The sequence below is a fragment of the Cohnella ginsengisoli genome (assembly GCF_029525555.1).
GTDB classification, from domain to species: Bacteria; Bacillota; Bacilli; order Paenibacillales; family Paenibacillaceae; genus Cohnella; species Cohnella ginsengisoli.
In genome coordinates this window covers 149139-174872 of the sequence record NZ_JAPDHZ010000003.1, presented here as the reverse complement: position 1 = coordinate 174872, position 25734 = coordinate 149139, and the positions used below count along the sequence as shown (strand labels likewise).

At 59.0% G+C, this 25734-nt stretch carries 19 protein-coding genes and 4 pseudogenes; 19 read left to right on the top strand and 4 right to left on the bottom strand.

What is annotated here, in order from left to right:
- Window positions 1-145: 145 nt before the first annotated feature.
- The 5 genes from OMP38_RS11960 (at window position 146) to OMP38_RS11940 (ending at window position 3562) form a co-directional block, all read left to right on the top strand.
- Window positions 146-709, top strand: coding sequence for an RNA polymerase sigma factor (locus tag OMP38_RS11960; RefSeq protein ID WP_277565380.1), 564 nt, complete (start codon window positions 146-148; stop codon window positions 707-709).
- Window positions 690-1418: a DUF4367 domain-containing protein gene (locus OMP38_RS11955; RefSeq protein ID WP_277565379.1), complete on the top strand. Its 729-nt coding sequence runs from the start codon at window positions 690-692 to the stop codon at window positions 1416-1418. Before OMP38_RS11960 ends, OMP38_RS11955 begins: the two co-directional genes overlap by 20 nt.
- A gap of 683 nt (window positions 1419-2101) precedes the next feature.
- Window positions 2102-2362, top strand: coding sequence for a hypothetical protein (locus OMP38_RS11950; RefSeq protein WP_277565378.1), 261 nt, complete (start codon window positions 2102-2104; stop codon window positions 2360-2362).
- 314 nt (window positions 2363-2676) lie between these two features.
- Window positions 2677-3246: a hypothetical protein gene (locus OMP38_RS11945; protein WP_277565377.1), complete on the top strand. Its 570-nt coding sequence runs from the start codon at window positions 2677-2679 to the stop codon at window positions 3244-3246.
- Window positions 3206-3562, top strand: coding sequence for a hypothetical protein (locus OMP38_RS11940; RefSeq protein ID WP_277565376.1), 357 nt, complete (start codon window positions 3206-3208; stop codon window positions 3560-3562). The genes OMP38_RS11945 and OMP38_RS11940 overlap by 41 nt, the downstream gene beginning before the upstream one ends.
- Here the strand turns inward: OMP38_RS11940 and OMP38_RS11935 are convergent.
- Window positions 3466-4377 (bottom strand): helix-turn-helix domain-containing protein, encoded by a 912-nt coding sequence (locus OMP38_RS11935; protein ID WP_277565375.1) that lies wholly within the window; start codon window positions 4375-4377, stop codon window positions 3466-3468. The two genes, OMP38_RS11940 and OMP38_RS11935, sit on opposite strands and share 97 nt — an antisense overlap.
- Window positions 4378-4648: 271 nt before the next feature.
- On the opposite strand from OMP38_RS11935, the gene OMP38_RS11930 reads away from it, so the two are divergent.
- Window positions 4649-5866, top strand: coding sequence for a Gfo/Idh/MocA family protein (locus OMP38_RS11930; protein WP_277565374.1), 1218 nt, complete (start codon window positions 4649-4651; stop codon window positions 5864-5866).
- 51 nt (window positions 5867-5917) lie between these two features.
- On the opposite strand, the gene OMP38_RS11925 is transcribed toward OMP38_RS11930, so the two are convergent.
- Window positions 5918-6463 carry a hypothetical protein gene (locus tag OMP38_RS11925; protein WP_277565373.1) on the bottom strand — a complete coding sequence of 182 codons (546 nt, stop codon included), beginning with the start codon at window positions 6461-6463 and terminating at the stop codon, window positions 5918-5920.
- 138 nt (window positions 6464-6601) lie between these two features.
- Between OMP38_RS11925 and OMP38_RS34645 the strand changes: the two are divergent.
- The 13 genes and pseudogenes from OMP38_RS34645 to OMP38_RS11860 all read left to right on the top strand — a co-directional run.
- Window positions 6602-7540, top strand: a pseudogene (locus tag OMP38_RS34645) (ABC transporter permease subunit); the annotation flags it as partial.
- A gap of 403 nt (window positions 7541-7943) precedes the next feature.
- Window positions 7944-8552 carry a carbohydrate ABC transporter permease gene (locus OMP38_RS11915; RefSeq protein WP_338130564.1) on the top strand — a complete coding sequence of 203 codons (609 nt, stop codon included), beginning with the start codon at window positions 7944-7946 and terminating at the stop codon, window positions 8550-8552.
- Window positions 8553-8598: 46 nt separating this feature from the next.
- Window positions 8599-10392: a type 2 periplasmic-binding domain-containing protein gene (locus OMP38_RS11910; protein WP_277565372.1), complete on the top strand. Its 1794-nt coding sequence runs from the start codon at window positions 8599-8601 to the stop codon at window positions 10390-10392.
- Between the two features lie 94 nt (window positions 10393-10486).
- Window positions 10487-12031: a carboxylesterase/lipase family protein gene (locus OMP38_RS11905; protein WP_277565371.1), complete on the top strand. Its 1545-nt coding sequence runs from the start codon at window positions 10487-10489 to the stop codon at window positions 12029-12031.
- Between the two features lie 21 nt (window positions 12032-12052).
- On the top strand, window positions 12053-14257 hold the full coding sequence (locus tag OMP38_RS11900) for a glycoside hydrolase family protein (RefSeq protein WP_277565370.1): 2205 nt from the start codon (window positions 12053-12055) through the stop codon (window positions 14255-14257).
- A gap of 27 nt (window positions 14258-14284) precedes the next feature.
- A complete protein-coding gene (locus OMP38_RS11895) occupies window positions 14285-15700 on the top strand; it encodes a family 43 glycosylhydrolase (RefSeq protein ID WP_277565369.1) in 1416 nt (471 codons plus the stop codon).
- A gap of 95 nt (window positions 15701-15795) precedes the next feature.
- Window positions 15796-17557 (top strand): annotated as a pseudogene (locus OMP38_RS11890) (extracellular solute-binding protein).
- Window positions 17558-17572: 15 nt separating this feature from the next.
- The gene (locus OMP38_RS11880; RefSeq protein ID WP_277565366.1) at window positions 17573-19342 is read left to right on the top strand and encodes a sensor histidine kinase; all 1770 of its coding nucleotides are present in this window, start codon (window positions 17573-17575) and stop codon (window positions 19340-19342) included.
- On the top strand, window positions 19317-20993 hold the full coding sequence (locus OMP38_RS11875; protein ID WP_277565365.1) for a response regulator: 1677 nt from the start codon (window positions 19317-19319) through the stop codon (window positions 20991-20993). Before OMP38_RS11880 ends, OMP38_RS11875 begins: the two co-directional genes overlap by 26 nt.
- Window positions 20990-21094, top strand: a pseudogene (locus OMP38_RS11870) (glycoside hydrolase N-terminal domain-containing protein); the annotation flags it as partial. The gene OMP38_RS11875 and the pseudogene OMP38_RS11870, both read left to right, overlap by 4 nt.
- Before the next feature lie 28 nt (window positions 21095-21122).
- Window positions 21123-21872, top strand: coding sequence for a glycoside hydrolase family 95 protein (locus OMP38_RS11865; protein ID WP_277565364.1), 750 nt, complete (start codon window positions 21123-21125; stop codon window positions 21870-21872).
- Window positions 21838-23130 carry a glycosyl hydrolase family 95 catalytic domain-containing protein gene (locus OMP38_RS35790; RefSeq protein ID WP_420869686.1) on the top strand — a complete coding sequence of 431 codons (1293 nt, stop codon included), beginning with the start codon at window positions 21838-21840 and terminating at the stop codon, window positions 23128-23130. The genes OMP38_RS11865 and OMP38_RS35790 overlap by 35 nt, the downstream gene beginning before the upstream one ends.
- 154 nt (window positions 23131-23284) lie before the next feature.
- A complete protein-coding gene (locus OMP38_RS11860) occupies window positions 23285-23656 on the top strand; it encodes an iron chaperone (RefSeq protein ID WP_277565363.1) in 372 nt (123 codons plus the stop codon).
- Between the two features lie 37 nt (window positions 23657-23693).
- Here the strand turns inward: OMP38_RS11860 and OMP38_RS11855 are convergent, their stop codons facing one another.
- Window positions 23694-24041 carry a hypothetical protein gene (locus OMP38_RS11855; protein WP_277565362.1) on the bottom strand — a complete coding sequence of 116 codons (348 nt, stop codon included), beginning with the start codon at window positions 24039-24041 and terminating at the stop codon, window positions 23694-23696.
- A 175-nt stretch (window positions 24042-24216) separates the two neighbouring features.
- Window positions 24217-25597 (bottom strand): annotated as a pseudogene (gdhA, locus tag OMP38_RS11850) (NADP-specific glutamate dehydrogenase).
- Between the last annotated feature and the right edge of the window lie 137 nt (window positions 25598-25734).

Here is a 25734-nt window from a genome sequence, read left to right as displayed (position 1 = left end):
AGCATGACACTACGAGCGTATGCTTACGATTTTCGCGTCTCCTGAATATTCAGGGGGGCGCTTCTTTTTTTTGCAGCGACCAAATCGTCCGATGCAGCGAAACGCGGGCTCAGGCCGTCTAATAGGTTGTGGAGGTGATGATCGCATGAAGCCGGCCGGCTTAAGCTCCAAAGAAAGTTTTTCGAAGGATCCCGCCGAGGCGCTGGAGCAGCTTATGGAAGCGTTCGGAACAGTCGTTTTGCGTACGGCTTATTTTTATACAAGAGATCGTCACTTAGCGGAGGATATCAGCCAGGAAGTATTCCTGCGGGCTTACCGGAACTGGACGTCCTTCAGGGGAGACAGCGCGGTGAAGACGTGGCTGACGACGATCTGCGTCAACGTGTGCCGGGACAAGACGGGCGTTCGGATGTACGACGAAAAGCCGACCGACCCGGTTAAATTGGAGCACGGCCCATCGTTCAACGTAGAGGACGAGGCGCTTCGAAGACTGGAGAAAAGCGAGGTGCTCCAGCATGTGCTTCGCTTGCCCGCCGCGTTCCAGGAAGCGCTATACCTGTATTACTATTTGGAGCTGTCGACCAGGGAGATTGCGGAAGCGACGGCTTCTCCGGAAGGAACGGTACGCAACAGGCTGCATCGGGCGCGCGAGGCGCTGGCCCGGGCGATGAACAAGGAGGAGACGAAGCATGACGGATATGGATCGTGAATTGCGTCTGCATCTGGCCAAGGAAGCTGATGAAGCGCTCTTTAAGGACTTGGAATTGACCGATCGCCTGAAAATGAAAATCCGGCAAAAGGCGGCCTCGGCGCAAGTTGGACGAAGACGCGTCTCTAAAAGTGTATGGGCCGCGGGCGCGGCGGCAGCGGCTTTGGCGGTGTTTCTGATGGTGGGGCTGCCGACGCTGGAGCGCGCATCCGCGCCGGTTCCGGCGCAGAGCCCGGTCGGCTCGTCGCCTTCGTCCGACGTCGGGAATGCCGGAAATGCCGGAAATGCAGGGAATGCAGGGAATGCCGGCTCCGAGCTGTCGGAGCTTGTCTCGACGCCATTCGCCTCCGCCGAAGAAGCAAAAGCTTCGTTCGGCGCGGAAATGCTTGCGCCGAACGACGTGCCGGAGGGCTTTGCGCTCAAGGATATCGTAGGAGCGGGGATGGCCGGCGAACCGCTTAGGGACGTGACCTTCACCTATGCGACGACATCGGGCGACAAGACGATCACGTTCACTGCAAGCCGCATGACCGCCGTGTTCCCGGCGGATCTGTTCACGGCGACGCAAGTGAACGGCAATGACGGCTTCGTATTCGCGCAGCCCGAACTCACCGAGCTGTACTGGACGGAGGACGGCATTCAATACGCCATCGTCGGTCATGTCACGTCCGACGAAGCGATGAAGATCGCCGAGTCTGCCAAAAGATAAGGCGCGTGCTTAACATGAGTTCCTATTAACGAAGACTCGGGAAATAGCGCAGATCTGCGCTATTTTCCCATGACCGGACCTCACTTTCCCACGCACCTTTGGCGTGATAGTGAGAATAGCGCAAATCTGCGCTATTTTCGTATGCCTTGACCTCACTTGCCCATCCGCCTTTTGCGTGATAGGAAGAATAGCGCAAATCTGCGCTATTTTCACATGACCGGACCTCACTTGCCCATCCGCCTTTTACGTGATAGGAAGAATAGCGCAAATCTGTGCTATTTTCGCATGCCTGGACCGCACTTGCCCACCCGCCCTTCGTGCGATAGGAAGAATAGCGCAAATCTGCGCTATTTTCGCATGCCCGGACCTCACGTGCCCGCCCGCCTTTCGCATGCCCGGCCCTCCCTCGCCTAACCCTCCTTCCCGCGATCCGCGCAATAACGCGGCGCCACCGGTCTTCAAACATCCAAAAATCGCAAATCAATCCTAAACAAAACCTTGTTGTTCGCAGGCGACATTGACATTAAGATTGTAATAAGAGAGCCGTAAAGGGGAACTGGGGCAGCATGAAATCGCGATGGAAGCCGGTTTTTCTTTGCATGCCGATCTTGATACCGTGTCTCCTCACAGCCGGATGCTTTCATTCGGAGCCGTATGCCGGAGGGGGGGGAGGGGGGGCGCCCGTGCAGAGCGACGCGCTTGAAGCCCAGCATCATGCCAGCGCCATCCCGCAGGCAACGGCCGATTCGGACCGGCAGGCGGACATGCTGTCTGGCGGACAGCCCGTCACGCTCAAGGTCGATCTGCGGATGTTCACGCCGACGACCGATGCCGCCCGGACGAAGACGAACCCGGAGAAGCGGGGGGGCGGGTCAGATCATCGCGGACAAGTTCATGAAGCTGTATCCGAACGTGACGATCGAATGGGTGCGCGGCTTGAATAAAAAGGACCAGGCGGAGTGAGCCGGATTCGCTGAACTGTCAGCAGTGGCTGAGTCCGCCTCCCTTTTGCTATGCCCTGCAGCAGACCGACCGCTGGGTAAGCTGCGGCATCGTCGCCGCGTCCGGCGCGTTCAACTTCCTGGGCTTCGATTATGCCGTCTCGCCCGGCGGAGATTTTTCGTTCAGACTGGATTACGAGGGACATACGACGGTTGGGGAAGCGGGTTTTCGCACGCCTGTCCTTCGGTTCGGATGCAAGCTGGCGGCCGGGGAGAACGAGGCTGTCGAAGAATACGTACGGGCGCTGGCCGTCGTCTTGCGGCCGGAAGGAAGCGCGGGTGCAGCCGGGCGACCGCCGCAGCCGTCCTGGTGGCGCGAGCCGATGTTTTGCGGGTGGGGGCAACAGCGATACGACTATCGCAGCGATCACGACGGAACGGAAAACGGACATTTTCTGAATGTCGGCGCCTACGCGACCGAGGACAAGTACCGCTCTTATATCGCGCATATGGATGAGCATGGCATTCACCCCGGCACGATCATCATCGATTATAAATGGGCGAAGCAGGATGCGCTGGCCGCTCCGGACCCGTTGAAATGGACCGATATGCGCGCATTCATCGCGGAGCAGGTTCGCTTGATGATCGGCGATGCGCCGGACTGTCTTAACGCCGACGGCTTCAAGATCGACTTTACGCAAAATATCGCTTCCGAGCGAAGAACCTATCGCAACTACTTGTCGACCAGCCTGGCGCTGCTCAGCGAAGACCATCCCGCGCACGTCTATTCCCGGCTCGTGGGGCGTCGAATTGCTGCGCGACTATATTCGGGCCGTATATTCGGCCATGAAGGCCGTCAAGCCGGACGCCGTGCTGTTCGCGCATAGGGCCATTCCTTATTTTGCGGACATTGCGGACGTACTCCGGCTCAACGATCTGGACGGCGAATCGCGCCGCGCCGCGGACATCATGCGCAACCGGGCCCACATCGCCCGAATGTGCAACCTAGCGTGGCTGATCGACCCGGACAACGATCTGATGCGCGATAAAAAAAGCTGGCGGGCCTACATCCAGCTTCAGCCGCTGCTCGGCATTCCGGTCACCTATTATATCCGGCGCATCGCAGCCTCCGGCGAAGCGTTCGACGAGGAGGATTTTGCGCATTTGCGACGGGTGTGGCAACAATACCGGTCCAGGCTGTAGCGCGAATGCCTCAGAGCGCATTCCGCATCGCCTGCCCTCAAGAAACCCCGCCCCTGAACCGCTTCCGGTACTGCTGGGGGGGAGATGCCCTGCCACTTTTTGAACGCATGGCTGAAATTATGGAGGTCGTCGTAGCCGACGAGCGCGCCGATTCGCTCGACTTTTTCGTCCGTCTCGAGCAGATAGCGCTTGGCCGCCTGATGGCGCAGCCTCTGCACGTATTTTTGTGGCGACTCGCCGAACAGCTGCTTGAACAGACGGATGAAGTAATCCTCGCTGACGTTCAGCCGCCGTGCCAGCGAACTGTTCGTATGCGGCAGCCGGAGACTCTGATGGAGATCCGCCCTCAATTCGAGCAGCCGCTTCTGATAGGCGGTGACGGTCCGGCTCTGCGCCTCGAGCGAGAGACCGACGAGCGCGGACAAGACGAGCTGCATATAGCCGCGGCAGGCGAGCGAAGCGGCGGGGCGGCTCGCATGGTAGGCTTCGGCGGCGTGCTCCAGCCAGGAGACGAGCTCGAGAGGCGCCGCGCGGTAGCTTCGGGCGAAGACGAGACTCCCGTTTGCGGCAACCGGCCAATAGCCGATCCGCTCCTCCGCGTTTTCCCCTTCCTTGATGACCAACTGATGCTCGAACGCGATCTCCACCTCGTCGTACAGATCGAAGTGAAGACCGAGCAGACGGGTGTCCGGCGTGCCCGTCAGCTCGATCCGGTGCGCTACGGCCGGAGGCAGTACGAGCAGATCCCCCCGCGAACAACGCGAGGGGAGAAGCTTCGTCCTCGAAATGCACCCGGATGCCGCCCGAGTAGACATACATCAGCTCGCTGTCGTACAGACGGCGCGAATAGCCGCCGGCGGGCGGTATTCGTTGATATTCGGCAAAGTGAACGCTTGGCGCGAATTCGCGGACGTCCAAAGGCCGCGTGCGGGGCTGCTTAAATCCCGGCGGCATCTTTCTCACCTCTTCATGAAACGGAAATTCACAACTTGATCGCGAGGAACGACAAATACAACTAATTATGCTCATGATAGCATAATCGTGTTGAACAGGAATTCACAATTTGTCGGGGGGAGAGATGGAAGCATGCAAGCATCGTCCGCGAACGTCCGGATCGGCGTCATCGGTTTGGGCCAACGGGGGAAAAGCCTGTTCGCCCTGCTGCGGGAAATGGTTGGCGTCGAAGTCGCTGCGATAAGCGATCTGTACGAGGATCGGTTGCTTCAAGCGGCAGCGGATGCGCAGAGCGCTTCGCACCCGGTTCCTGCGCTGTATCAAAATTATAAAGAGCTGCTGGCGCGGGAAGACATCGAAGCGGTCATCGTGGCGTCCTCCTGGACGAGTCACGCGGAGATCGCTATCGCCGCGATGAGAGCGGGAAAGTATGTCGGGTCCGAAGTCGGGGGCGCGGCATCGCTCGAGGAATGCTGGGAGCTGGTGCGGACGTCCGAAGCGACCGGCGTGCCGTGCATGCTGTTGGAAAACTGCTGCTACGGACGCAGCGAGATGGCCGTGCTGAACATGGTCAGGCAAGGATTGTTCGGCGAATTGATTCATTGCCGGGGGGGCTATCTGCACGATCTGCGCGAGGAAGTGGCGACGGGGATCGAAAACCGGCATTACCGCATTCACAACTATTTGAACCGCAACGGCGACCTTTACCCGACCCACGGGCTCGGCTTGCCTGCCGCTTGTCTCAATATTAACCGCGGCAACCGGATCGTGAGCGTCGCTTCGATCGCCTCCAAGGCGAGAGGAATCAACGCTTGGGCGAGCGAGCATCTCGGGCCGGAACATCGCGCGTCGCGTTCGCCGATCGAGCTCGGCGACATCGTCACGACGATGATGAAGTGCGCCCATGGGGAGACGATCCTGCTGACGCACGATACTTCGCTGCCGAGGCCCTATTCCAGAGCCGGACAGGTGCAGGGCACGAAGGGCGTCTGGATGGAAGACGGCAACGCGATCTATATCGACGGCGCGAGTCCCGCGCATGAATGGGAGCCGTTCGATTCGTACCTGGAACGGTACGAGCATCCGGTGTGGCAGCGCTTTTTGAAGGACGGCGTCAAGGGCGGCCACGGCGGGATGGATTATTTGGTGCTGCGCGATTTCCTGGATTCCGTGAAGTCGCGGACGAGTCCGCCGATCGACGTCTACGATATGGCCACCTGGATGGCTGTCACGGCGCTGTCCGAGCAATCGGTTCACGCCGGCGGCGCGCCGGTCGCTTTTCCCGATTTTACGAACGGCAAATGGATCGAGCGCGCCGAGTCGATGCTGGCTTCGACGTTCGATACCTGACAGCGGCAAAGCCCTCCCGCGATTGGCCGACGGGAGGTTTTTTTTGTGCGCCTATTCCTCTTGTTCGACGATGGCGACGATGACCCGGTTGGAGCGCGCGGTCCCGGTTCCGGTCCGGCCGTTCGGGAACACGAATTCAAAGCGCAGCTCCGCCTCGTTTTCCGCGGATGAATCGGGCGGATCGAACGCCGCCAGCGCCTGGAACTTGACGAGGACGGATTGCCCCGGAGACAGCGACCCGAGCGGTATGCCCGCATCCGGACTTGCGGCAGTCCGCGATTCCCCGCCGACGGACACGGTCCCCGGCACCCACTGCAGGCCGAGCGGCGCGCGATCGATCAGAACGAGATTGCGAAAGACCAGCGGGGTGGGATTGGACACCTCGACGGCGAACGCCACCCGGCTTCCCACTTCAACTTCCCGCTGCGAGGCGCTTTTTTGCAGTCTCGGCGCCGGAGCGGCGATCGCCTGCACGATGACTTCGTTCGTCTCGGCCGTACCGCTGAACAGCCTGCCGTCCGGCAGCGAATAATCGTACCGAATGAGCGCCTGGTTGACGATCTTCCCGCCGTGCCCCGCGACACCGGAACCGCACATTTATTGTGCGGTTCTTTCCTTTGGAATATATAGCGCTTACAAACGAGTAAACGATCGTTAAGCAAGTAAAAAGATGCACGTAGTTCCGGGTATGTACGGGTGCCTATAATGGAAACATGAAAGCGCCACCAATGCTGCATGGCACGAAGGAAGGGAGATCGATATGAAAGGAAAGGCCCATTCGAAACGAAGAGGAGAGGCGGAGTGCGCATGCTAAGTTACAACAAGAGAAGCACGTCGTTCAGGAAGTTTCTCTATATCTCTCCTTTTATGATCCTGCTGTTCATCTTCGCCTATTACCCCTTGTACGGATGGGTATACGCGTTCTTCGACTACACGCCTCCGATTCCGCTGTCCAAGTCGCCGTTCGTCGGGCTGCAGTGGTTCAGATCGCTGGTCGAAAACCAGGTGAAAGTCGATCAGCTGCTGCAGGTCATCAAGAACACGTTCGGCTTGAGCGGACTGAGCCTGCTTTTCTCATGGCTTCCGATGGTTTTTGCCATTTTCCTCACCGAGATCAAGGCCGTACGCTTCCGGAAGTTCATCCAGACGGTCACCACGCTCCCGAACTTCATCAGCTGGGTGCTGGTATACTCCCTCGCCTTCTCCATGTTCTCGAGTGAAGGCGTCATTAACGGCATGCTGCGGCAGCTGGGCTTGACCGACGCGCCGATCCTGTTCCTCCAGAGCTCCGACCACGTGTGGCTCACGATGTGGATGTGGACAACCTGGAAAGCGCTCGGGTGGTCCGCCATTCTGTACATCGCCGCGATCATGGGGATCGACGATTCCCTCTACGAGGCGGCCCACGTCGACGGCGCGACAAGAATGCAGGTGATCCGCCACGTCGTTCTGCCGAGCATGCTGCCGACGTACTTCGTGCTGCTGATGCTTCAGATCGCGAGCTTCCTGAACAACGGCCTGGAGCAGTATTTCGTCTTCCAGAACGCATTCAACAAGGACAGCATTCAGGTTCTGGATTTGTACGTGTACAACCTGGCCATGGGTGGCGGCAGCTACTCCGTGTCCGTCGCGATCAGCATGCTGAAGAGCTTGATCAGCGTCGTGCTGCTCTTCTCGGTGAACGGACTGTCCAAAATGTTAAGAGGGGGAGGGCATCGTATGAGCGACAATACGACCGAGCTGGTACCCGAAGCGATTTATCAAAGCCGAGCGGACAAAAAGTCGGGCTATAAGCTCAGCGCGACGGACAAGTTCATTTCCGTCGTCATCTATACGCTGTTCTCCCTGTTTGCGCTGATCTGCGTCTATCCCTTTTACTCGATCATCATCAACACGATCAGCGCGAACGATATCAGCGCCCGAGGCGACGTCGTGTTTTTCCCGAAGCATATTCACTTCCAGAATTACATCGACGTGTTCAAAATCCCCCGGGCTCGGCCACGCGGCGCTCATCTCGCTGGGAAGAACGGTCATCGGCACGAGTCTGACGGTGGGCGCTTCCGCCTTCCTGGGCTTCATGTTCTCGCAGGAGGACATGTGGGCGCGGAAGTTCTGGTACCGGTTCACGGTGATCACGATGTTCTTCAGCGCCGGGATCATTCCCTGGTACTTGACGATGAGATCGCTGCACCTGACCAACAACTTTCTGGCTTACGTGTTGCCGGTGATCGTCTCTCCGTTCTTCATTATCCTGGTCAAGACGTTCGTCGAGTCGACGCCGAAGGAGCTGCAGCAGGCGGCCAGCATCGACGGGGCCGGGGTGATGACCATCTTCTTCCGCATCATGCTGCCGATCTGCAAGCCGATCCTCGCGACCGTCGCCATCTTCGCGGCCGTGGATCAGTGGAATTCCTTCCAGGATACGCTGCTCTTGGTTACGGACAGCAATTTGTACAGCCTGCAGTTCATCCTGTACAACTACATCAACCAGGCGAGCTCTTTGTCGACGATGGTCAACCTGCAAAACGCGGGCTCGACGGCGATGTCCAGCCTGTCGACCAAACAGACGACGACCTCGATCCGGATGACGGTCACCATCATCGTCGTGGCGCCCATATTGCTGATCTATCCGATATTCCAAAGGTTCTTCGTAAAAGGGATTATGATCGGCGCGGTGAAAGGCTGACCTTCGCTTGCGCCATTATAATAAATTGACCAAATGGGGGTTTCACATGAGCGACAGCAGAAAATGGGCCAAGAAATCGTTGGTCGTATCGTTGACGGGCTTGTTCCTGGCGTCCGCCGCGTTGACCGCGTGCAGCGACGGATCCAAAAATAATTCGGCGTCCGCACCGTCCGGCGCAAGCGCCAGCGCGGGCGCATCCCAGTCCGCCGGGGCGATCGATCACAGCAAGCCGATCACCATCACCGTATTCGACAACGCGGCCAACTACCAGGGCGAACAGACCGGGTGGTACGGCAAGCTCGTCAAGGATAAGTTCAACATCACCTTGAACATTCTCGCGCCGCAGGTCGCCGGCGATCAGCTTTACAAGACCCGCACGGCGGCGGGCGATCTGGGCGATCTGGTGATCGTCGACAACAGCCAGTTGGAAGAACTGATCCCTGCCGGTCTCGTCATGGATATGACGGACAAGATCAAAAACACGAAGTACTTGTCCCAGTATGTCGACAAACACTTCAAGCCGTTTAACGCGGGCTTCGACAAGGTTAATCCGGAAGGCAAGATCTACGGCTTGCCGACGTTCGAGGCGGACACGTCGCCGACGACCTTCTCCGAAGAGATTCCTTACTCCAGCCCGATCATGCCTTGGGATTACTACAAGGGCGTCGGCGCGCCGAAGCTGAACAACCTGGACGACCTGCTGAACGTGCTGAAGCAGATGCAGGAGAAGTATCCGAAGACGCCGGACGGGAAGCCGATCGTGCCGATCTCCCTGTGGAAGGACTGGGACGGCGGCACCGGCGCTATGGAAAACGTGCGTTGGATCGGCAACTGGTACGGCTATGAAAAGCCGGACAGCACAACGACGATCCAGTTGAACGCGAAGGGCGATATCGTGCCGATCATCGACGACAACAGCATGTATAAGAAAATCCTCCAATTTTATTTTAAAGCCAATCAGATGGGGCTGGTCGATCCCGATTCGCCGACGCAAGATTGGAACAAGGTCGCCGAGAAGCTCACCAACAAGCAGGTGCTGCTCCTGTGGTACTCCTGGCAGCGCGGCTTCTACAATTCGATCGAGCGCGGCAAGAACGGGGACGGCAACGTAGCGGTTCCGATCGCCGACACCCACATCATCCAAAACAGCGACGCCTATTACGGCAACGGAAGAGCGTTCGCGATCGGCGCGAAGACGAAATATGCGGACCGCATCATGGAGTTCATGGATTGGCTCGCCTCGCCCGAAGGTTTGCGCTATTACGTGAACGGCTTCGAGGGCTTCAACTACGAGAAGACGGCGGACGGCAAGTTCCAGCTGACCGAAGTCGGACAGACCGCCTTCCAGAAAAACACCCCCGTGCCGGACGAGTACGGCGGCGGCGGCTACCAGGACGGACAAAGCAAGCTGAACACGATGATCATGAGCGACTTCACCTTCGATCCGGACACCAAGGAGTTCTATAACAGCAACTATTGGAACGCGACGCTAGAAGCGAACAAGACCGTGCTGACGACGGACTGGCAGAAGACGTACAACGCCGAGAACGCGACGGATTACTACTTGAAAAACAACATGATCGATATCGTGCCGAATATCAATACCAGTCTCGGGTCGGATTCCTCGGATATCAAAAATAAGCGCAGCCAAATCTCCGACTACGTGAAGAACACATCTTGGAAGATGGTATTCGCGAAAAATCAGGCAGAGTTTGACCAGCTGTGGACGAAAATGCAGAAGGACGTCGAAGGCCTGGGCTGGAAGGACGTTCTGGCCGCTGATACGGTCAAGGCGCAGAAGATCGTAAAAATGCGCGCCGAAGCGACCGCAAACAAATAAATATCGATTCGCATCAAATCCGGAGGGGGATGGATATCGAAAGATATCCTCCTCCGTATTTGATTGATCTCGGAAATGGAAGGGAGACGCAGCGATGCTAAGAGTCGTGAAAGTAGAAAACGGAACCGTGCGCGGATTGCCGGCCGCGGATCCCCGGATCACGAGCTTTAAAGGAATTCCGTTTGCCGCTCCGCCCGTCGGGGACAACCGCTGGCGCGCTCCGCAGCCGGCCGCGGATTGGGAAGGCGTGCGCGACGCGTATGCGTTCGCGCCGGTCCCGATGCAGGTGCGGCAGGAGATCGACGACAACAACATCTATACCCGGGAATGGGCCGTCGAGCCGGACATCGCCATGGACGAGGATTGCCTGTATCTGAACGTATGGACGCCGGCCAAGCGACAAGGCGAGAAGCTGCCGGTATTCGTCTGGTACTTCGGCGGCGGCCTGCAGGTCGGCCATACGGCCGAGATGGAGTTCGACGGCGAACGAATCGCGCGAAGAGGCATCGTGGTCGTCACGATCGCCTACCGGCTGAACGCGTTCGGCTTTCTGTGCCATCCCGAGATTACCGCCGAATCGCCGGAAGCGCCGGCGAACTTCGGCCATCTGGACCAGCAGGCGGCGACGCGGTGGGTCAAACGCAATATCGCGGCGTTCGGCGGCGATCCGGACAACCTGACGATCGGCGGTCAGTCGGCGGGCGGCGGCAGCGTGATGAACCAGCTCGCGTCGCCGCAGAACGAGGGCCTGTTTCAGCGGGCGATCGTGCAGAGCGGGGTTTTCACGACGCTTTATCCGGGCAACGGCGCGCCTAAGTTCCTTCGCGATTTCGCCGAGGCCGAAGCGGACGGCGTTCGCTTCTTCGAAGCGCTCGGCGCTTCTTCGCTTGCGGAAGCCCGCAAGCTCGATGCGGCGCACGTGCGCGACAAATATTTGGAATCCGGACGCTTCTGGGGTACCGTGGTCGACGGCAAGTTCAATGTCGGGGATGCGTTCGCGTCGTTCCTGCGGAACGAGCGATGGCCGGTGCCGGTGCTGTTCGGCCACACCTCCTCCGAATTTATCAGCGTGCCGGAGGCCGGTACGGCGGACGAATTCCAAAAGACGGCGGCCGAGCTGTTCGGCGACGATGCCGACGCTTTTCTCGCGCTATGCGGGGCGGATGCGGGCAGCTTGGACGAGGCGCTCAAGCGGGCATCGGCGAGCGGCATCGAATACGCGATACGGATCGCGGGACAGGCCAATGCCGATACCGGCGCCAACCTTCCGCTGTACTATTACGACTTCGATGCGGACATCCCGGGTTGGGATAACCCCGGCACGTTCCATTCGGTCGATCTGTGGTTCTTCTTCGAGACGCTCGCCAAATGCTGGCGGCCGTTCGTCGGCAAGCATTACGATCTGGCCCGCCAGATGTGCGATTACTGGGCGAACTTCATTCGCGGCGGAGATCCGAACGGACGGGACTTGAACGGAGAAGACCTTCCGCGTTGGGAGACTTATACGCCGGAGGCGCCATTCGGCATGCGGTTCGCGGACAAGGCGGGATTTGCCAGAGAGCGGCCCGGCGAGATCATGGCGTTCCTCGTGCGGCAATACTTCAAGAAAAACCCGCTGCATTCGGGTTCGAAAGGATAGTCGGGCAAAGGGGGACGGTCCATGAGACTGGCATGCGGCAACTACATCATGCAATTCCAAGAGGGCGGCGTCGAGGTTCGTAAAAACGGCCGGCTTCTTTATTCCAACAGACGGCCGATGTTCGCGACGATAAAAACGGCGTTTGCCGTCAGCGAGTTTTACGACTGCGCTTATGCCGACATCGCCGCTTCAGGCGGGAAGATCGTGGCCCAAGGGACGCTGACCGTGCCTTCGGGTTCGGCTTTTGCCTTCACGGACGTGTATGAAACCGCAGGCGCCGGTTTCAAGATGAGCCGGAACGTCAAAGTGACGAAGGCGGGAGACGACCTTGGATTTTCCACGAAGGTCTCTTTTACGATGGCCGAATCGGATGACGTCCATGACTACAATTGCTTCGCGCCCGGCGTCTGGTACAAGCAAAACGAATTCGCGCCCGCATCCGCGATAGGAAAAGATTTGGACAATGAATACTTCTGGCGAATGGAGACCCGGTACGCCCTGCCGCTGTTCGCGATGCAGAACATCGCGTCGGGAGAGACCGCGGCGCTGTCGCGCTGGGCTGCGGACGCCACCCTGCCGACGACGGATATCGTGAGGTCGGAAAATATCACGGACCCGAAATGTACCGTCGGCGCCATCGGCATGAGCAAACCGAAGAGCGAGACGCTGAATTATATGTATTACGGATATGGCATACGCAAGGAACTCGGGACGGAAACGGCGGGCCTGTCGATCGATTACGTGTATCCTGGCTGCGACGGCCAACTGCCCGTCAACAATCCGTATGCCGGCCTGGATTTCCGGGAGAAGCCGAAAGCGTTCCAGCGCATAAACCATCCCGTAGCGGTCGGCTTCGAGCAAAATTATGCCGTCGCCATCCATTTCGACCAATACGCCGGCGGTTTCCAGCCCATGATGAAGGAACAGTGGCGCATCGCCTATGCCCGGCTGCGCGACAAGCTTTTCGAAGTGGATAACGAGCGTCACTACCGCAACGGCATGAACATACTGACCCGATACACGCGGCCTTACGGCGATTCGTACGGGCTGCCCTTCGCTTGTCAATTGCCCGATATGGACATATCTAGCGTTTCCTTTCAGTTCGGCTTCGTCGGCCAGCAGCCGGGCATCGGCTATCAGCTGCTAAGGTACGGCAACAAGGAGAACGTGCCCGAAGCGTATGAGAAAGGCGTGGGCGTGATCGATTTCTGGGCGAGGACGGCGATGACCGAATCCGGCCTGCCGCGGATGTGCTACAATCCGACCTTGCAGGGATTCGAGCCGTATCCGCACTATATCCGAATGCTGGCAGACGGGGTTGAGGCCATCCTGGACGCCTGCCTCTATATGCGCGGAAAAGGCGACGAACGGCCTGCATGGCTGGAATTTTGCCGGCGGACGGCCGATTGGCTCGCGAACGTTCAGAACGAGGACGGCAGCTTCTACCGGGCTTACCACGCCGACAGCTCGATCCGCATGGACTCGAAGTCCAATACGCCCAGCGTCATCCGTTTTCTCGTCCAATTTTTTCTCGTGTCCGGCGAAGAACGCTATAAAACCGCCGCGCTCCGGGCCGGTCAGTGGTCCTACGACAACAATTACCGCAACCTGGAATACCGGGGCGGTACCTGCGACAACGCGGACATCCAGGATAAAGAGGCTGGCATCTACGCTTTGTTCGGCTTCCTTGCCTTATACGATCTGACCGGCGAAAAAAGATGGCTCGAAGGCGCGATCGGCGCCGCGGATTATACCGAGACTTGGACCTATGCCTGGCGCTTCCCCGTGAGCAGCCCGTGGCCCAAACATCCTTTCAACAAATTTTCCGTCAGCGGTCAGAGCATCATCACGATCGGCGGCGGCGCCGACGTGTATATGGCGGCCTGCTCGTACACGTATTACAGGCTGTATGTCATTACGGGCGACGAGCACTACCTCGACTTCGCCGAGTTTATTCACAAGAACACCAGACAGTCCACGGACGCGGACGGCAGCATCGGATACGCGATGCCGGGTTTGGGGCACGAGAGCGGCAACTTCGCCAGCCAAACGCTGCAGAGCCACTATCACTGGCTGCCCTGGTGTACTTACGTGGAAGTCGACCCTTCGTCCAGATTGTACGATACCTTCGGCGGCTATGAGATCGCGGATGCGCAAAAGCTTCTGCCTGAGGAGAGGGCGAAGAAAAATCGCATCTACGACACGTTCGGCAAAAAGGCTCGATAAAAAGATCGGTTAGGGGCGAGCGGAGAGATGAAAAAACAAGGAATGAATCCGTATCTGCCGTCGTGGGAGTATACGCCCGACGGCGAACCTTACGTATTTGAAGGCAGAGTCTACGTCTATGGGTCCCACGACAGATTCAACGGCCACGCCTATTGCTTGAACGATTATGTCTGCTGGTCCGCGCCGGAGCACGATCTGGCCGATTGGCGGTACGAAGGCGTGATCTATCGCAAGACGGACGATCCGCTGAATCCGGACGCCAGCATGTGTCTGTATGCGCCGGACGTCACGGTCGGGCCCGACGGGCGATATTATTTGTACTACGTGCTCGACAAAGTGTCCGTCGTATCGGTCGCGGTCTGCGATACGCCTGCGGGCAAGTATTCGTTTTACGGCTATGCCCGGTATGCCGACGGCACGCGTCTTGGCGAGCGGGAAGGCGACGAACCGCAATTCGATCCGGCCGTGTTGACGGAGGGAGAACGGACCTATTTGTACACGGGCTTCTGCGCGCCCGGCGATCGTTCCCGTCACGGCGCCATGGCGACGGTGCTGGGGTCGGATATGCTCACCATTATCGAAGCGCCCGTATTCGTCGCGCCAAGCGAGCCTTATTGTACGGGCAGCGGGTTTGAAGGGCATGCCTTTTTCGAAGCTCCCTCTATTAGAAGGATAGGCGATACGTATTATCTGATTTATTCCTCGGTCGTCATGCACGAGCTCTGCTACGCGACCAGCCGGTCGCCGACTCGCGACTTCGTCTATCAAGGCGTCATCATCAGCAATAACGATCTTCACATCGATTCGTACAAGCCGGCGAACAAGCCCATGTACTACGGCGGCAACAATCACGGCAGCATCGTGGAAATGAACGGGAAATGGCATGTTTTCTATCATCGGCATACGAACGGAACGAATTTCAGCCGGCAGGGCTGCATCGAGCCGATCGAATTCCGGGCGGACGGCACGATCGTCCAGGCGGAGATGACCACCTGCGGCCCGAACGGCGGGCCGCTTGAAGGACGGGGCGAATATCCGGCCTATCTGGCGTGCCAGCTGTTTTGCCGGGACGAAGCGTTGTATACGGGCGCTCCCGGGGAATGGATGGACAGCCGCTTTCCGAAGATCACCCAGGACGGCAAGGACGGCGACGAGGAGGTCGGCTATATCGCCAATATGAGAGACGGCGCAACGGCAGGCTTCAAGTATTTGCGCTGCGAGGGGATCCGGTCCGTCCGCATCAAGGTGCGCGGCTATTGCAGAGGCGCCTTTGAAGTCAAGACGTCGTGGGACGGGCCCGCGCTCGCCAGGATCCCGGTCGATTTTACGAACGTGTGGCGCGAATATGGGGCGGATGTCGCCATACCGGACGGCATTCAAGCGATTTATTTGACCTATACGGGGTCGGGGGGCGCCAGCTTGGCTTCCTTTGCGCTCGATTAACGCTGGCAAAGATGCACATTGTCCGAGCCCCTTCGGCGCGCCTATAATGAGAGCGTAAACATTGCGAAGGCTGAGCGGAAGAAGAGGGGATGGCTATGAACAAAAGCAAAGCGCGTTTCATAGGGGCTTTAGGTTCGGCCATGATGCTCTTGGCGTCGCTTGCGGCCTGCGAAGGCAACGGGGACAGCGAAGGCAACGGCGGCGGCAGCGCCGCGGCGAGCCCCGATATCTCTCGCCCGTCCGGAGGGACCGTGACGGAAGCGACCGCCGGACCGCTCGGCAGCTACGACCCGCCGATCGAGATCACGACCGTGCGCAATCTGAGCGACATCGTCGAGAACAACGTGCTCAGCGTGCTGAAGGACGAAAATTTCGAGGATAACCGTTGGAGCCGGCTGTACGCCGACCGGCTCGGCATCAAGATCAAGTACAACTGGGTCGTCAAAGGCAACGACACGTCTGACCCGTACCTGCAAAAGATGAACGTTATGCTGGCCTCGGGCGACCTTCCCGATATCATCCCGGTAAACGCCACCCAGCTCAAGCAGCTCGCGGATACGGACGAGATCGAAGATATGACCGATCTGTACGAGCGCTACGCTTCGCCGGAGCTGAAGAAGATCCTCTCCGAGGAAGGCGCCGGGCCGTTCGACGCCGCGACGTTCGACGGCAAGCTGATGGCCATTCCGCAGACCGGATCGTCGATCGAGCAAGCGCAATTCGTCTGGATCAGGACGGACTGGCTGGACCGGCTGGGCCTGAAGCCGCCGAAAACGATGAACGACATCCTGGCCATTTCGAAAGCGTTCGCGGAGCGGGATCCGGACGGCAACGGCCTTAAAGACACTTACGGTCTTGCCGTCACGAAGGATTTGTGGGGCGGATCGATGGGGCTGGAGGGTTTCGCGGCCGGCTACGGCGCTTTTCCGAACATTTGGATGGAGGACGCGGCCGGCAAGCTGGTCTATGGCAGCGTTCAACCGGAGATGAAGCAGGCGCTTCTCGCGCTGCAGGGCATGTACCGAAACGGCGAGCTGGACGAAGAGTTCGGCGTCAAGGAAGGCACCAAGGTGTCGGAGGTCATCGCAAACGGAAAAATCGGGATGTCGTACGGACAGCAGTGGAACTCCATCTGGCCGCTCCAATTGAATAAAAACGCCGAACCGAATGCGCAGTGGCGCGCGTTCCCGATCGTGTCGGCATCCGGCGGCCCGGCGAAGGTGCCGCTCAAATTCAGCACGACGAAGTTTTTTGCGGTCCGCAAGGGCGCGGCGCATCCCGAGGCCGTCGTCAAGCTGTTCAATATGCATGTCGAGAAAAACTGGGGGGAAGACCCAGGAGAACGCGTATTATTATGCGCCGCCGGACGCGGAAAGCGTATGGCAGCTATCCTTGGTTCAGCCTGCGCCGACGAAAAAAAACCTGGAGCTGTACCGGACGTTGGACGAAGTGCGCCGGACCGGGGACAAGGCGAAGCTGACGGGCGAAGCGAAGGCCGTTCAGCAGAAGCTGGACGCTTATGCGAGCGGCTCCAAGGAAGGCTTCGCGCTATGGGGCTGGGAACGCATCTACGGCTCCGAAGGCGCGGAGGGCGTCGTCGATCAATACGACAAAAACAAGCAATTTTTATTCGATAAATTCGAAGGCGCGCCGACCCCCACGATGGTGGAGCGGCAGACGACGCTGGACAAAATGCAAAACGAAGTGTTCGTCAGGATCATCCTGGGCGCGCCGATCGGGGAGTTCGACAAGTTCGTCCAGGACTGGAACAAGCTTGGCGGCGAGCAGATTACGAGGGAAGTCAACGACTATTACGCAAGCGTAAAGGGAAAAGTTCGAATCGATCAGACAGAGTAGGGGTTGAAAGCCGCCATGTTCAAGACGCCGATGTTCTCGATTCGCAACACCCTGTTTCTTCGCTTGATCTTTACGTTCCTGCTCATTTTGACGCCCTTGATCGTGCTCGGCGTCTATCTGTACCAGTGGTCGATCCACACGGCGAGCGAGGATATCTCGAAGACGGCGGCCTCCCAGACCGCCTTCTATCTGACCGATCTCGAGAACGAGATCGAGCGGATCAAGCTGCTGCAGTTCGGCTTGCTGGAGGACGAGGACCTGAACAAGCTGACGCTCCTCTGGAACCGGATGGGCGTAATCGAAAAGACCGACAAGATCAATTCGCTCCGCAACCGGCTCTATCTGATCCAGAACAGCAGCAAATATATCAAAGAGGTAAGCGTTTATATCCATCCGATCGGGCGAATCATCTCGTCCGTCGACGGCGTCAGCCAGCTGGACGAGACGCTTTACGACGCCGTTCTCGCCGTCTACGGCAGCCGGAATACCCGGATCAACGAGTGGAAGAACGGGCTCTATCTCAGCGCGGCCAAGCCGAGCGGCAGCCAGAAGGGTCAGCCGCTGTTCATCGTCGAGATCGAGCTGGACCAGCAGAAGCTGACGGAGGCATTGGCCCAATTCAATACGTATCCCGGCAGCGGCACGCTGCTGGTGTCGGCGAACGGCGGCATCCGACTCGCGAGCGGTTCCGTGGCGTCGTTCCTGGATGAAGCTTCGTCGTACGTCAGGGAGCGGACAGACGGCAGCGAATACGGCGAAGCCAAAGCGTTCGGCGGACAATCGTATTACACCATCAACGCCAGTTCGGACAAGCTGGACACGGCCATTTATCGGTTCATCCCCTCCCAGGTCATACGCAAGCCGCTCGACAAATTTTACAGATGGGCCTGGCTCTTTGCCGCGGCGGCGCTCGTGATCGTCGCCATCTATGCGATGTCGACGTACAAATTCATTCACAAGCCGCTGCTGCGGCTCGTGAAGAGCTTCCGCCGCGTCGAGAACGGCGACTTGGAGCAGGTCATCTTGCACACGTCGAAGGACGAATTCGGCTATCTGTACAACCGATTCAATCAGATGGTGGCCAACCTCCGGTCGTTGATCGACCAGGCATACCGGCAGAAGCTGATGGCGCAGCGCTCGGAGCTGAAGCAGCTGCAGTCGCAGATCAACCCTCATTTTCTGTTCAACAGCCTGTTTATCTTAAGCACGATGGCACGAACGGGAGATATGGAGCGGGTCGAGCAATTTACGATCCAGCTCGGCGAATATTTCCGCTTCGTGACCCGCAGCGCCTCCGACGAGATCTCGCTCGCGCAGGAGATCCATCACGCGCGCACGTATACGGACATTCAGCTTCTTCGCTTCTCCAGGCGCATCCGGGCGCGGTTCGAGGAGCTGCCCGCTGAGCTCGCGGAGGCGAAGGTGCCGCGACTGATCGTCCAGCCGATCATCGAGAATGCGTTCGAGCACAGCCTGGAACGCAAAGAAGAAAACGGAAGAATCGTCGTTCGCTTTGCCCGCGAAGACGGCGAATTCCGGATCGTCATCGAGGATAACGGCAGCGAGCTGTCCGATCAGAAGCTGCTTGAATTGACGAAAATGCTGGCGAACCGGGACGATACGGCCGAAACGACGGGGATGGTCAACATTCACCGGCGCCTCGCGATCACGTTCGGCGAGCGGGGCGGCGTCCGGGTCGCCCGAAGCGAGCTTGGCGGACTGCAAGCGACGCTATACTTTCCGTGGGAGGGACAGGCCGATGTACCGATTGCTGATTGTGGATGACGAGGAGATGATCACCGACGGCCTGTACGAGACCTTGTCCGGATGCGGCCTCGATCTCGATCTGTGCAAAGCTTACTCCGGAAGGGAGGCGCTCGACTGGCTGAATCGGACGCGGGTGGACATCGTGTTGTCCGATATTCGCATGCCGGGGATCGACGGGCTGCAGCTCATGTCCGCCATCAAGCGGCACTGGCCGCATTGCCGGTTGATCTTCCTCACCGGCTACAGCGATTTCGACGCCGTGTACCGGGCGATCCAGACGCCGGGCGTTCAGTATCTGCTCAAAAGCGAAGGGTACCCGAAGGTCATCGCGGCGGTCAAGCAAGCCGTCGCCGAACTGAACGACAGCCTCCGCGTAAAGGATCTGATTCAACGGGCGCAGGATAAGCTGAATACGCTTGAGGTGCTGGCGCGCGGCGAGTATTTCAGGCATCTCCTGCATGGCGCGAATCCGGCGCCGAATCTGGCGGCGGACTTTAGCAAGCTGAACATTTCGCTCGATGCCGGCAGGCCGGTCTACCTGGCGCAGGGGAGCCTCTCCCGCGCCTCGTCCGCCGAGTCGTCCTATGCGAATCGGCATGAATCGGCCATGGCCGTCACGCTGCTCGCCGAGCGTTTGCTGGAGGGCCAGGTGCTCAGCCTCGGCATGATCGACCGCTTCGGCGACGTGGTCTGGCTGATCCAACGGTCGGCCGATCGAGCGGATTCAAGCGAAGATGAGGCGGATGAAAAGGATGAAGGGGATAAAGGGGATAAAGGGGATGACGCTTCCTTTCTATCCTATCTGGTCGGCCAATTCGAGCTGATCCAGCAAGCTTGCTTGAGCAGCATGGACCTCTCCGTCGCCGTCACGCTGGGGGATCGGCCGTCCGAATGGGCGAAGCTATCCTCGACCTATGACAAGATGAGGCGTCAAGGACAGACCAGAACCGGAGACGGCGCGCAAATGGTGCGGACGCTCAGCCTCGAAGCTTCATGCTGCGCGAGGGAACGTTCGCCGCGGGACAAGTCGGATGCATTATCCGCCCACCTGGATGCCGGACGGCGCGATGAGTTCCTTCAGCTTTTCGACGAGTTGACGGATTCGGAGCAGGACAACGGGTCTCCTTATTTGCAGGAGCTATATTATACGATCTCGCTGGTTCTTCTTTCTTATATCAACCGCTTGGAGCTCGAGAATCAGGTAGCGGGCTTCCCGGCTTTGATGCGGCCCGACGAATTCGCGTCCTGGAAGGAGGCGTTCGCGTTCCTGCGCGCGACGTCGGGCGAGCTGTTCGAGCTCCGAAGCTCCGGGGAGAGCAATCGGGCCGCCGAAGCGATCTTCAAAGTCCGCGCTTATGTCGAGGAGCATCTGGACGAGGACTTGTCCCTGGTCCGTCTTGCGGGTTATATCCATTTCAACCCGTCCTACTTGTCGCGTCTATTCAAGCAGGCGTGCGGCGTCAATCTGTCCGAATATATCGAGGCCGCGCGAATCGAGCGGGCCAAGGCGCTGCTGCGCGGCGACGATCTGAAGGTATTGGAAGTCGGGGTTCGGGTCGGCTACGAAGCTTCCCAGTCGTTTACCCGCTTCTTTAAAAAAAGCGACCGGCGTCACGCCGCAGGAATATCGGGAAGCAGCCAGAACGTAACGAAGGGGGTTCAAGCATGAGCGCAAACGCGGCTAACGGGAAGCTCTGGTACGGACAGCCCGCCAAGGACTGGAACGAAGCGCTGCCGATCGGCAACGGGCGGCTCGGGGCCATGATATTCGGGGGGCGCGAGCGACGAGCTTCTCCAATTGAACGAGGATTCGCTGTGGTACGGCGGTCCGCGGGACCGCAACAATCCGGATGCGCTTCCCAATCTGCCAAGGATCCGCGAGCTGATCTTGGCCGGCAGGCTCCGCGAAGCGGAGGATTTGGCCTTGATGGCGCTAACGGGCGTTCCCGAATCGCAGCGGCACTACTTGCCGCTGGGGGACTTGGAGCTTCAAGGCGCGGCAGCGGGCAGCAGGGTCGAACAGTACGAACGGGAGCTGGATCTCGGCTGCGGTCTTTTCGCCGCCAGCTACTCGCAAGAAGGCGTTCGCTATGCCCGGGAAGCGTTCGCCAGTTATCCGGATCAAGTGATCGTCTACCGGCTTGCGGCCGACAAGCCGTCGTCGCTCAGCTTCCGGGCGCGCTGGAACCGCCAGCAGCGACGAAACCTGGACGGCATCCGTTCATGGGGAACGGACGGGCTGGTCATGTCGGGCCATGCGGGCGGCGAGGGCGGCGCGAACTTCCGCGCGGCGGTGAAGGCGGTCGTCAAAGGGGGGCAGCTGCCGCACGATTGGCGAATATTTGGTGATCGAGCAGGCGGACGAAGCGATCTTGTACATCGCGGCCGCAACGACGTTCCGTTCGCCGGACCCCGAGCTCGCCTGCAAGGCGGCCATCGACGAGGCGGCGCGTCGTTCCTACGAGGAATTGCGCGAACGCCATGTCTCCGATTACCGCGCCTTGTTCAATCGGGTGCATCTGGAAATCTCGGACGCCGGGCAGGATAAGGCCGGTCTTCCGACCGACGAGAGACTCGCCCGCCTCGAACGGGGCGAAGACGATCCCGGACTCGTGTCCTTGTACTTCCAGTACGGCCGTTATCTGCTCATCTCCTCCAGCCGTCCGGGATCGCTCCCGGCCAATCTGCAGGGCATCTGGAATCCGCACTTTCTGCCGCCGTGGGACAGCAAATACACGATCAACATCAATGCCCAGATGAACTACTGGCCGGCGGAGAACTGCAATCTGCCCGAATGTCATCTGCCGCTGTTCGAGTTGATCGAGCGCATGCGGGAACCGGGACGGCGGACGGCCGAGACGATGTACGGATGCCGCGGGTTCGCGGCGCATCACAATACGGACATCTGGGCGGATACGGCGCCGCAGGACGGGTGGACGCCCTCGACGTTCTGGCCGCTCGGCGCGGCGTGGCTCTGTCTCCATCTCTGGGAGCATTACGCCTTCGGCAAAGACGAGACGTTTTTGGCGCAGGCTTATCCGACGATGAAGGAAGCCGCCCGGTTTTTGCTGGACTACCTGATCGAGGGGGAAGACGGCCGGCTCATCACCTGTCCGTCCATCTCGCCGGAGAATACGTACAGGCTTCCCGGCGGAGAATCCGGCGTCTTGTGCGCCGGCGCTTCCATGGACTTTCAGATCATTCGCGCCTTGTTCGAAGCCTGTCTCGATAGCGCGCGCCTTCTCGGCATCGACGAGCCGTTCGGCGAGGAGCTGACCGATGCCCTAAGGCGGATTCCCGTGACGAAGATCGGCAAGCACGGCCAGATTCAGGAGTGGATGGAGGATTACGAGGAAGCGGAGCCCGGTCACCGGCATATCTCGCATTTATTCGGGCTGTACCCCGGAGAGCAGTTTACGTCCGAGGAGACGCCGGAGCTGGCGGCTGCCGCGCGCGTCACGCTGGAGCGCCGCCTCGCCCACGGCGGCGGCCATACCGGCTGGAGCAGAGCGTGGATCATCAATTTCTGGGCGCGTTTGCAAGATGCTGAGCAGGCCCGCGTTAACGTACTTGCGCTGCTCGGCCATTCCACGCTGCCGAACCTGCTCGACAACCACCCGCCGTTTCAGATCGACGGGAACTTCGGCGGAACGGCGGGCATCGCCGAGATGCTGCTGCAAAGCCACCGCGGCGTGCTGCATCTGCTGCCGGCATGGCCGGCCGCCTGGGGTGACGGGCGCGTGAGCGGCCTTCGGGGCAGAGGGGGGTTATACCGTGGATATGGAATGGTCGCAAGGCCGTCTTGACCAGGCCATTATCCGCGCGGACAGGACCGGCGTCTGCCGGATTCGGGGCCTTGGGCCGGAGCTTGTGGAGCTGCCCGTCGAGGCTGGACAAAGCTATTCGTTTGCGGTCCCGTTGGATGCCCCCATATAATGGATGGAAACGGGAGGGAGCCCAATGGAGATTTTCGCGGAATACCTGGCGCGCATCGACAACCCGTCTCACCGGGAGAGACTCGAAACGGTTTTCGGCTGGATCACGGATAATTTTCAGGCGTTGACGCCCAAGATCGCATGGAACCAGCCGATGTTCACCGATCACGGCACGTTTATCATCGGGTTCAGCACGGCCAAGCCGCATATGGCCGTCGCGCCTGAGAAGGCGGGCATACTGCGCTTTGCGGACGATATCGCGCAAGCCGGCTACGCGCATACCAAAGAGCTCGTGCGAATTCCCTGGGACAGCCCGGTTGACTTGGCGCTCCTGGAGAAATTGATCGCGTTTAACATCGCGGATAAAGCGAACTGCGACACTTTTTGGCGCAAATAGAAGAGCCCGGGCGTCCGAGACGCCGCGGGCTCTTCGTCTATGAACTCAACGCTTCCTTGAACGCCCTCATTTTTTTCCCGATCTCCACTCTGATCCGCTTTAAAGTCCAGATCTGCTCCCACAATTGCTCGCGGCTTGCTTGTTCGCTCTCGCTCTGCAGCTTGCGGTACAGGAAGATAAGCGTCTGATTGACATCGTTGAAATAAGAGATGAGCTCGTCGCGCTGCTGCATGCGCAGCTCGGTCCGTTCGTCGTAAGCCGGAGCGCTTAGCTCCGCCAATATCGTCTTCTGCCATTCCTCGTCCTTAAGGGAGACTGCATAATTATACAGATCCAGATAATCGTCGATCCGCTTTTCACGCTGCGCTTTACTCCCGTGACTCATGATCGAAAACTCCTGACGTTTTTCATTTTGTTTTTATACCGACAATTATACTCGGATAAATTGGGAATTCAAGTGCCAATTCATTTATAAAAGAAACACTCCGCCGGGCTAGCCGGAGGAGCGCTTGAAAAGGGTTGCCTTAAGTTACGGATAAGTTCAGCGGTTCAGCGGGACCTTAAACGCCTTGCGCAAGCATGGCGTCTGCCACGCGGACGAAACCGGCGATGTTGGCGCCGATGACGAGGTTGCCGGGAATGCCGTATTGATCGGCGGCCTTGATGCATTCGCGGTAAATGTTGTGCATGATCGTCTGCAGCCTGGCATCGACTTCTTCCATCGTCCAGGACAGTCTGGCGCTGTTCTGGGCCATCTCCAGCGCGGATACGGCGACGCCGCCTGCGTTGGCGGCTTTGGCCGGCGCGAAGAGCACGTTGTTGTCGAGGAAGACGTCGATCGCTTCCAGCGTGGAAGGCATGTTGGCGCCTTCGCCGACGGCTTTGACGCCGCCTTGCACCAGCAGCTTGGCGGAGGCTTGATCGATTTCGTTTTGCGTGGCGCAAGGCAGCGCGATATCGCAAGGAATCGACCAGATGCCGGCGCAGCCTTCGACGTAGACGGCATCCGGGTGCTCGAGGACGTAGTCTTTGCAGCGCTTGTTTTCGACTTCCTTGAGCCGCTTGATCGTAGCGAGGTTGATGCCTTCGGCATGATAGATGTAGCCGCCGGAATCGCTGCAGGCTACGACCGTGGCGCCGAGCTGCATCGCCTTTTCCATCGCGTAGATCGACACGTTGCCGGAGCCGGAGACGACGACCTTGCTTCCTTTGAAGCTGGAACCCGCGTCCTGCAGCATTTCCTCCACGAAATAGACCGCGCCGTAGCCGGTCGCTTCCTTGCGGCCCAGGCTGCCGCCGTAGCCGATCCCCTTGCCGGTGAGCACGCCGGCTTCGTAAGCGCCGACCAGCTTCTTGTATTGACCGAACATGAAGCCGATCTCGCGCGCGCCGACGCCGATATCGCCCGCCGGAACGTCCTTGTCCGGACCGATATGCTTGCTGAGCTCGGTCATGAAGCTTTGGCAGAAGCGCATGATTTCCAGATCGGACTTGCCTTTGGGGTCAAAGTCGGCGCCGCCCTTGCCGCCGCCGATCGCTTGCCCGGTGAGCGCGTTTTTCAGGATTTGCTCGAAGCCGAGGAACTTGATGATGCTGGCGTTGACGGAAGGATGAAATCGTAGGCCGCCTTTGTACGGGCCGATCGCGTTGCTGAATTGGACGCGGAATCCGCGGTTGACTTGAACCTTGCCTTCGTCGTCGACCCACGGTACGCGGAACGACAGGATGCGGTCGGGCTCGACCAGGCGATCAAGGACGGCGTGCTTGATGTAAGCGGGGTTCTGGGAGAGCACGGGAACCAGGGAGAGGAAAACTTCTTTGACGGCCTGATGGAACTCGGGCTCGTTCGGGTTGCGCTTTTTTGACGGTTTCGAACAAGCCGTCGACGTAGTCGTGCGCGTGGGTCGCGTGCGTTTGTTCGATTTTTTCGAGGATGCTCATTCGTCCAAAACTCCTTTAGATGTAATGGCCAAAAAAGCCATTTCGCTTTTTTAGAGATCGTAGTTTAATATTATGATCGAAGTCGTTGATCGCTCCAATATTCAGTTACGATGAAGTTGATGCGTTTTGCGCATGAA

Coding starts and splice junctions, on each gene's coding strand:
- OMP38_RS11960 (WP_277565380.1), top strand. CDS start 146: ATGAAGCCGGCCGGCTTAAGCTCCAAAGAAAGTTTTTCGAAGGATCCC.
- OMP38_RS11955 (WP_277565379.1), top strand. CDS start 690: ATGACGGATATGGATCGTGAATTGCGTCTGCATCTGGCCAAGGAAGCT.
- OMP38_RS11940 (WP_277565376.1), top strand. CDS start 3,206: ATGAAGGCCGTCAAGCCGGACGCCGTGCTGTTCGCGCATAGGGCCATT.
- OMP38_RS11935 (WP_277565375.1), bottom strand. CDS start 4,377: ATGTCTACTCGGGCGGCATCCGGGTGCATTTCGAGGACGAAGCTTCTC.
- OMP38_RS11930 (WP_277565374.1), top strand. CDS start 4,649: ATGCAAGCATCGTCCGCGAACGTCCGGATCGGCGTCATCGGTTTGGGC.
- OMP38_RS11925 (WP_277565373.1), bottom strand. CDS start 6,463: ATGTGCGGTTCCGGTGTCGCGGGGCACGGCGGGAAGATCGTCAACCAG.
- OMP38_RS11915 (WP_338130564.1), top strand. CDS start 7,944: ATGTTCTCGCAGGAGGACATGTGGGCGCGGAAGTTCTGGTACCGGTTC.
- OMP38_RS11910 (WP_277565372.1), top strand. CDS start 8,599: ATGAGCGACAGCAGAAAATGGGCCAAGAAATCGTTGGTCGTATCGTTG.
- OMP38_RS11905 (WP_277565371.1), top strand. CDS start 10,487: ATGCTAAGAGTCGTGAAAGTAGAAAACGGAACCGTGCGCGGATTGCCG.
- OMP38_RS11900 (WP_277565370.1), top strand. CDS start 12,053: ATGAGACTGGCATGCGGCAACTACATCATGCAATTCCAAGAGGGCGGC.
- OMP38_RS11895 (WP_277565369.1), top strand. CDS start 14,285: ATGAAAAAACAAGGAATGAATCCGTATCTGCCGTCGTGGGAGTATACG.
- OMP38_RS11880 (WP_277565366.1), top strand. CDS start 17,573: ATGTTCAAGACGCCGATGTTCTCGATTCGCAACACCCTGTTTCTTCGC.
- OMP38_RS11875 (WP_277565365.1), top strand. CDS start 19,317: ATGTACCGATTGCTGATTGTGGATGACGAGGAGATGATCACCGACGGC.
- OMP38_RS11860 (WP_277565363.1), top strand. CDS start 23,285: ATGGAGATTTTCGCGGAATACCTGGCGCGCATCGACAACCCGTCTCAC.
- OMP38_RS11855 (WP_277565362.1), bottom strand. CDS start 24,041: ATGAGTCACGGGAGTAAAGCGCAGCGTGAAAAGCGGATCGACGATTAT.